Annotated in this window: 8 protein-coding genes; 2 read left to right on the plus strand and 6 right to left on the minus strand. The window is 70.1% G+C overall.

All coding sequences use genetic code 11. From position 1 onward, the window contains the following. Positions 1-1049: DNA polymerase IV (locus VGO20_RS17935; RefSeq protein WP_327503742.1), on the minus strand; the 1049-nt coding region annotated here is incomplete at its 3' end. A gap of 266 nt (positions 1050-1315) precedes the next feature. Here VGO20_RS17935 and VGO20_RS17940 point away from each other — a divergent pair. Beyond that, the gene (locus VGO20_RS17940; RefSeq protein ID WP_327503743.1) at positions 1316-1729 is read left to right on the plus strand and encodes a response regulator; all 414 of its coding nucleotides are present in this window, start codon (positions 1316-1318) and stop codon (positions 1727-1729) included. A gap of 38 nt (positions 1730-1767) precedes the next feature. Continuing rightward, positions 1768-3183, plus strand: a complete 1416-nt coding sequence (locus VGO20_RS17945) for a PleD family two-component system response regulator (protein ID WP_327503744.1) — start codon at positions 1768-1770, stop codon at positions 3181-3183. Positions 3184-3196: 13 nt separating this feature from the next. Here VGO20_RS17945 and VGO20_RS17950 read toward each other — a convergent pair whose 3' ends face one another. The 5 genes from VGO20_RS17950 to VGO20_RS17970 form a co-directional block, all read right to left on the minus strand. Further along, positions 3197-4123: a pirin family protein gene (locus tag VGO20_RS17950; protein WP_327503745.1), complete on the minus strand. Its 927-nt coding sequence runs from the start codon at positions 4121-4123 to the stop codon at positions 3197-3199. Continuing rightward, positions 4120-4548, minus strand: coding sequence for an OsmC family protein (locus VGO20_RS17955; RefSeq protein WP_327503746.1), 429 nt, complete (start codon positions 4546-4548; stop codon positions 4120-4122). Before VGO20_RS17955 ends, VGO20_RS17950 begins: the two co-directional genes overlap by 4 nt. A gap of 89 nt (positions 4549-4637) precedes the next feature. Continuing rightward, the gene (locus VGO20_RS17960) at positions 4638-5339 is read right to left on the minus strand and encodes a pirin family protein (protein ID WP_327503747.1); all 702 of its coding nucleotides are present in this window, start codon (positions 5337-5339) and stop codon (positions 4638-4640) included. 252 nt (positions 5340-5591) lie between these two features. Next, positions 5592-5759: a 50S ribosomal protein L33 gene (gene rpmG, locus VGO20_RS17965; RefSeq protein WP_327503748.1), complete on the minus strand. Its 168-nt coding sequence runs from the start codon at positions 5757-5759 to the stop codon at positions 5592-5594. A gap of 263 nt (positions 5760-6022) precedes the next feature. Continuing rightward, a partial coding sequence (locus VGO20_RS17970) for a S41 family peptidase (RefSeq protein ID WP_327503749.1) occupies positions 6023-6989 on the minus strand: 967 nt, incomplete at its 5' end.

A 6989-nucleotide genomic window follows, 5' to 3' on the forward strand; every position in this document is an offset into this window, starting at 1 on the left:
ATCTCCTCCGCCGAGCGGGTCGGCGCGTCGAGGCGGCGGCTGCGGGTGATCTGCTGGAAGTCGGCCGTCTTCAGCTTGAGCACCACCGACTGGCCCGCGACGCCGGAGGCGAGGGCGCGCCGGGCCACCGTCTCGCATAGCGGCCACAGGCGGGCGCGCAGCTCGTCGGGGGCGCCGACGTCGGTGGCGAAGGTGGTTTCCGCCGACACGCTCTTGACCTGTTCGTCCGGCTCGACCTTCCGGTCGTCCTGGCCGCGCGCGAAACGGTGCAGCCGGCGGCCCATCGCGCCGAAGCGGCCGACCAGCCAGTGTTCCTCGTGATCGCGGATCTGCCCGATGGTCAGTATGCCCTCGGCGTAGAGCTTCTTCTCCAGCGCCTTGCCGACGCCCCAGATCAGGCCGACCGGTTTGCCGGCGAGGAAGTCCTGCGCCTCGGCCCGTCCGATCGCCTTGAAGCCGCGGGGCTTGTCGAGGTCGGAGGCGACCTTGGCCAGGAACTTGTTGTAGCTGAGGCCGACCGAGGCCGTGATGCCCAGCTCGGTCTCCAGGCGTCGCACGAGCCGGACCAGGCTGCGGGCCGGGCTGCCGCCGTGGCGCTTCTCCGTCCCGGTCAGGTCCAGGAACGCCTCGTCGATGGACAGCGGCTCCACCAGCGGCGTGAGCTCGAGCATCACTTTGCGGACCTGGTGCCCGACTTCCGAATACTTGCGCATGTTCGGCCGGATCACGACCGCGTCGGGGCACAGCTCCAGCGCCCTGAACATCGGCATCGCCGACCGCACGCCGTAGAGCCGGGCCACGTAGCAGCAGGCGGCGACGACGCCGCGGTGCCCGCCGCCGACGATCACCGGCCGGTCGGCCAGCGCCGGATCGTCCCGCTTCTCGACGCTGGCGTAGAAGGCGTCGCAGTCCAGATGCGCGATCGACAGCCGGTGGAGTTCCGGATGGCGGACGATGCGCCGGCTGCCGCAGGCCGGGCAGCGCGAAGCCGACGACGCCGGGGACGCGCAGTCCCGGCAGAGCCCGTTCGCCTGTCCCAACTCCGCCACCGCCGGCCTTCCTTCCAGGCGCGCATGAACGCCTGCATCCGCGTACTATATGTGGTCGGCGGAGCCCTTGCCATGCGATCCTGCCGATGGAGGTTCCGGCCGGGAGGAGCGATGACGTAAAGTTGATGGGAAGCGGTAACGCCAATTTAACCTTCGGCGCCTAGAACGGGCCTTGGAAGCCGTAATCCGCCAAGGTGTCGATGAACGGGCGCGAGCGCCGGACCGGATGCTCCGGACCGGCCGAATGGGGTGTAGGGAGAGGGGTGATGTCCGCCGACACACAGGTAGAGGCCTCTGCACTCGGCGGGGAGCCTGGCGTGAAGCGTGTTCTGATCGTGGAGGACAACGATCTGAACATGAAGCTCTTCCATGATCTCCTGGAGGCGCACGGCTACGCGACGTTGCAGACCAAAGACGGCATGGAAGCGCTGCGCATCGCGCGCCAGCACCGGCCCGACCTGATCCTGATGGATATCCAGTTGCCCGAGGTCTCCGGCCTCGAGGTGACGAAATGGATCAAGGAAGACGACGAACTGAAGTCCATCCCGGTCATCGCGGTGACCGCCTTCGCGATGAAGGGGGACGAGGAGAAGATCCGCGACGGCGGGTGCGAGGACTACATTGCCAAGCCGATCTCGGTGGCCAAGTTCCTCGAAACCGTTCAGCGTTTCCTGAGCTGACGCGGCTCCGGGTCGGAGCCGCCTGAGATCGAGGGGCCATGTCGGCACGTGTCCTGGTAGTTGACGACGTCCTGCCCAACGTGAAGCTGCTGGCGGCCAAGCTGACCCGCGAGTACTTCGACGTCATCACGGCGTACAACGGCCCGGACGCCCTCGAACGCGTGCGGGCCGAGGCCCCGGACATCGTGCTCCTGGACGTCATGATGCCGGGCATGGACGGCTTCCAGGTCTGCGAGCAGATCCGCTCGGACCCGGCGACGATGCACATCCCGGTGGTGATGATCACCGCGCTTTCCGACGCCGCCGACAGGGTGCGGGGCCTCGAGGCGGGCGCCGACGACTTCCTGACCAAGCCGGTCAACGACATCGCCCTGTTCGCGCGGGTGCGCTCGCTCGTCCGCCTGAAGATGATGATGGACGAGTGGCGGCTGCGCGAGACGACCTCCGGGCAGTTCGGCATCCTCTCCGCCGGGCCGTCCGTAAGGGACGAGACGGCGCAGGGCGCGCGGGTGCTGGCGGTCGAGGACAGCGCCATCGACCTCGAGAAGGTCGCCGAGACGCTGCGCCGCGACGACGACGCGACCACGGCGGCCGCATCCTGCGCGCATGCCCTCGACCTCGCCCTGTCGGAGGATTTCGACCTGATCGTCGTCAGCCTGACGCTGATGAACGAGGACGGCCTGCGCCTGTGCTCGCAGCTCCGCAGCCACGAGAGGACGCGCCAGACCCCGGTCCTGCTGATCGCCGACGAGGGCGACATGGGCCGGATCGCCAAGGGGCTGGAACTGGGCGCCAACGACTACCTGCTGAAGCCGATCGACCGCAACGAGCTGCTCGCCCGCGTCCGCACCCAGGTCCGCCGCAGGCGCTATCACGAGCGGCTGCGGAACAACTACGAGCAGAGCCTGTCGATGGCGCTGACCGACAGCCTCACGGGCGTGTTCAACCGGCGCTACGTCAACGCCCACCTGCCGAGGCTGCTGGAGCGGTCCGGCGAGACGCACAAGCCGGTCGCCTGCCTGTTGTTCGACATCGACCGCTTCAAGCTGGTGAACGACACCTACGGCCACGCGGTCGGCGACGAGGTCCTGAAGGAGATCGCGGCCAGGACCAACCGCAACCTGCGCAACTTCGACCTCGTCGCCCGGCTCGGCGGCGAGGAGTTCGTCGTCGTGATGCCCGACACCGACCGCGACGCGGCCGTCGCCGTGGCCGAGCGGCTGCGCCGGCGCATCTGCGACGAGTCCTTCGTCGTCTCCGCCCCGGTCGGTCAGATCGCGGTCACGATCAGCATCGGCGTCGCGGTGACGGATCATCTCGGAGAGACCGCCGACATGCTGATGAAGCGGTCGGACGACGCGCTGTACGAGGCGAAGAGGGCGGGGCGGAACCGGACGGTCGTCATCGGCCGCGAGGGAGCCGTGGAAGTCGGGCCGGACGAGATCGGCGCCTGATGCGGGTACCCGTCTAAGGATAGGTGACCGGCGGCGGAGCCTGCGGCTCGCCGGGCGGCGGGCCGGGCAGGGGTATGAACTCCGTTTCGCCGGGCACCGGAGGGAAGCGGCCGGCGAGCCAGTCGGCCTTGGCCTGCTCGATCCGCTCCTTCGAGCTCGATACGAAGTTCCACCAGATATGCCGCGGCCCGTCCATCGGCTCGCCGCCGAGGAGGAGCAGGCGGGCCGGCGTGCGCGCCGCGGCGACGATCGCGTCGCCCGGCCGCAGGACCAGCAGCCGCCCGGCCTCGAAAGAGTCTCCGGCGATCTCGACCGTTCCTTCGACGACGTAGATCGCCCGTTCCTCGTGGTCGGCCGGCAGTTCCAGGCGGGCGCCGGCCTCCAGCAGCGCGTCGGCATAGAAGAGGTCGGAGAGCGTGGCCGCCGGCGAGCGTGCGCCGAAGAGCGCGCCCGCGATCACGCGTACCCGCTTTCCCTCGCCCTCGACGACCGGAAGGCGGTCGGCCGCATGATGGGCGAAGGCGGGATCGGTCTCCTCGCGCCCGGCCGGCAGCGCGACCCAGGCCTGGGCGCCGTAGACCGTGTGGTCGGCGGCGCGCATCTCCGGCGCGGTGCGCTCGGAGTGGACGATGCCCCGCCCGGCCGTCATCCAGTTCAGCTCCCCGGGCCGGATCGGCTGGACTTCGCCCAGGCTGTCGCGGTGCAGGATCTCCCCGTCGAACAGGTAGGTGACGGTCGCGAGCCCGATATGCGGATGCGGGCGCACGTCCAGCCCCTGCCCGGCGCGCAGCATGGCCGGCCCCATCTGGTCGAGGAAGACGAAGGGGCCGACCATGCGCCGCCGCACGGACGGCAGGGCGCGCCTGACCTCGAAGCCGCCGATGTCGCTGGTGCGGCCCACGACGACCGTTTCCACCGCTGGCGAGGGGGGCTGGCTCATGACGGCTCCTGTCCTTCGGTGGAGGTGAGGCGGGTCGTGATGGTCATGGCGGGCCAGAGCGTGCGGGTCACCGGCGTCCGGTCGCAGATCTCGAGAAGGCGGGCGCGCTGGTCGTCGGAGAGGGCGTGGCCGACCCGGACCTCGCGCTCGACGCGCTCGTTCTCCTCGTCCTTGAAGAAGGCCAGGTCCAGGTGGAGCGCACCCAACTCCCAGCCCTTGCGCTCGGCATACATGCGCAGCGTGATCGCGGTGCAGGCGCCGAGCGAGGCCAGGAGCAGCTCGTAGGGTGCGGGTCCGGCGTCGTTGCCGCCGTGCGACGCCGGCTCGTCCGCCCGCAGCTCGTGCTGGCGGGCCTGGACCCGCTGCGTGTAGCCGTCGAGACCGTCCAGGCCGATCCGCGCGATCGGCTTCATCCTGACTGCCATGCGAACGTCCTCCTCTTGCCGGCTCCTGCCCGGCGGGGAGCCGCCGGCCGTCGCGCCAGGTGGAACCATAGCACCCCGGCCGGCGTCCGCTATCGGGCCAGATCGAAGACCAGCACCTCGCTCGCGCTCCGGCTCGCGAGGGTCAGGGCCGTCTCGTCGAGCACCGCCGCGCCGTCGCCGGCTTGGAGGGCGGTGTCGTTGACGGCGACCTCGCCGCGGACGACCTGCACCCAGGCGGCCCGGCCCGGCCGCAGCGGCAAGGTGGCCGTGCCGTCGGCGTCCAGGACGGACGAGTACAGGTCCAGATCCTGGTGGACGACGAGACTGCCGTCGCGGCCGTCGCGGGACGCGACCAGCCGCATGCGGCCCTGCCGGTCCTCGACCGGGAACGTCTTCTGCTCGTAGCCCGGCGGCAGGCCCTGGCGCTCCGGGACGATCCAGATCTGCAGGAAATGGACCGGCTCCGTCGGCGAGTGGTTGAACTCGCTATGCGCAATGCCGGTGCCCGCACTCATGCGCTGCAGGTCGCCAGGACGGATCACCGAGCCGGTGCCGAGGCTGTCCCGGTGCTCGAGCGCGCCCTCCAGCACGTAGGAGACGATCTCCATGTCCCGGTGCGGGTGCGTGTCGAAGCCGGCGCCCGGCGCGACCCGGTCCTCGTTGATGACGCGCAGCGCGCCGAAGCCCATGTGGTGCGGATCGTAGTACTGGCCGAACGAGAAGCTGTGGCGGCTGTCGAGCCAGCCGAAATCGGCCTTGCCGCGCTCTCCGGCGGGACGGACGATGATCATGGCGGTCTCCTTCGGCGCGGGCTCGCCGCCGGACTTTCCGGTGGTGGCCGCGCTCCCCCGTAAGATGATCGCCCGGGGGCCCGGCGTTAAGCCGGCGCCGGGAGAGAGGACTGTTGCAGGGGCCGCAACAAGCGTCTGTCGATGCCCGGAAACGCAAAGACCCCCGCGGCGTTCTTCACGCTGCGGGGGCCTCGACGTCCATTTCCGAGGCCGGCCCGAAGGCCGCCCCCGTCGTCCCGACCGGGCGGGAAGCTACTTGATCTTCGATTCCTTGAACGCGACGTGCTTGCGCACGACCGGGTCGTACTTGCGGAACTCGAGCTTCTCGGTGGTCTTCCGGGGGTTCTTCTTCTTCACGTAGAAGAAGCCCGTGTCGGCCGTGCTCACCAGCTTGATCAGGACCGTATTCTGCTTTGCCATAACTGAAATCCCGTGTTCGGCCGCCAATCCCCGGGTTCGAGCGGAACCGGTTGCACGGCAAATTGGGGGCGAAAGATAACCACGCTGGCCGCGGTGTCAAGTCCCGTGGCGACGCAGCGAAGGGCAATCGCATCTGACGGACGGGGGCCCGCCGCGCAGCGGTGGGAAGGTGGGGGTCTGCGGGCGCTTTGCCCTCACCCTCCCGGCCGTTGGCCGGGCCCCTCCCTCTCCCGTTGCACGGGAGAGGGGAAATTCGCGCCGGTTCATCGTTCGGCCAGCATCACCGGCGACATCCGCATGATCCGCCGGTACAGCCCGTCCTCGGTCAGCAGGCGGCGCGCGACCTCCAGGTCGAGGTCGGCCGCATGGTCCTTCCAGGGGCACATCGTCCGCAGGCTGGACAGCGCGCCCTCGTCGTCGGGGGCGGCGTTGCGCAGCGTGACCAGCATCGCCGGCAGCGCCGGTTCGCCTTCGTGCAGCCGCCGTATCACCTCCGCGGCGTCAGCCTCGTCGCGGCTGGTGCAGACCGTCGGCGTGACGCCCTGGAGATGGAGCGTGTAGCCCGACGGGGCGTAGATGCGCGACCAGGTCAGGAACAGCTCCCCGTCGTTCGGGAGGCGGGTGACGGTCTGGACGCTGCCCTTGCCGTAGGAGGAGGCGCCGATCACGACGGCGCGGCCGCTGTCCTGCAGGGCGGCGGCGACGATCTCCGAGGCGGAGGCGGACCGCCCGTCGAGAAGGACCACCAGCGGCAGTCCCGCGATCGCGTCGTCCCCGGTCGCCTCGAAGCGCTGGACGCTGTCGGGATGGCGGCCCCGCGTCGTGACGATGCTGCCCTGGGGAATGAAGATGTCCGCGACCGCGACAGCCTGGTCGAGCAGGCCGCCGGGATTGCTCCGCAGGTCGAGGATGAAGCCGCGGGCGTCCGGCCCCAGGCGGAGATTGGCGCCCGCTATCGCCTCGCGCAGGTTGACGGAGGTCGCGGCATTGAACCGGTCTATCTTCAGCGTCGCGACGCCGTCCTCCACCGCGGTCGTGACGGTGTTCGGGATCACGCGTTCCCGGTACAGCGAGATCCGGCGCACGCGTCCGCGATGGGAGCCTTCGCCCGGGCCGACCGTCACGTCGACGATGCTGCCGGCCGGCCCGCGCAGGCGCTCGCGCGCCTGTTCGAGGGGCATTCCCGCGGCGGCCGAGCCGTCGATCGCCAGCAGCCGGTCGCCGGCGCGG

The organism is Arenibaculum sp., from assembly GCF_035998295.1.
In the GTDB taxonomy this organism is placed as follows: Bacteria; Pseudomonadota; Alphaproteobacteria; order Azospirillales; family Azospirillaceae; genus DASYHS01.

What these genes read in the sequence shown, in the direction of transcription:
- rpmG (WP_327503748.1), bottom strand. Translation starts at nt 5,759, where the DNA reads ATGGCAAAGCAGAATACGGTCCTGATCAAGCTGGTGAGCACGGCCGAC.
- VGO20_RS17955 (WP_327503746.1), bottom strand. Translation starts at nt 4,548, where the DNA reads ATGGCAGTCAGGATGAAGCCGATCGCGCGGATCGGCCTGGACGGTCTC.
- VGO20_RS17960 (WP_327503747.1), bottom strand. Translation starts at nt 5,339, where the DNA reads ATGATCATCGTCCGTCCCGCCGGAGAGCGCGGCAAGGCCGATTTCGGC.
- VGO20_RS17945 (WP_327503744.1), top strand. Translation starts at nt 1,768, where the DNA reads ATGTCGGCACGTGTCCTGGTAGTTGACGACGTCCTGCCCAACGTGAAG.
- VGO20_RS17940 (WP_327503743.1), top strand. Translation starts at nt 1,316, where the DNA reads ATGTCCGCCGACACACAGGTAGAGGCCTCTGCACTCGGCGGGGAGCCT.
- VGO20_RS17950 (WP_327503745.1), bottom strand. Translation starts at nt 4,123, where the DNA reads ATGAGCCAGCCCCCCTCGCCAGCGGTGGAAACGGTCGTCGTGGGCCGC.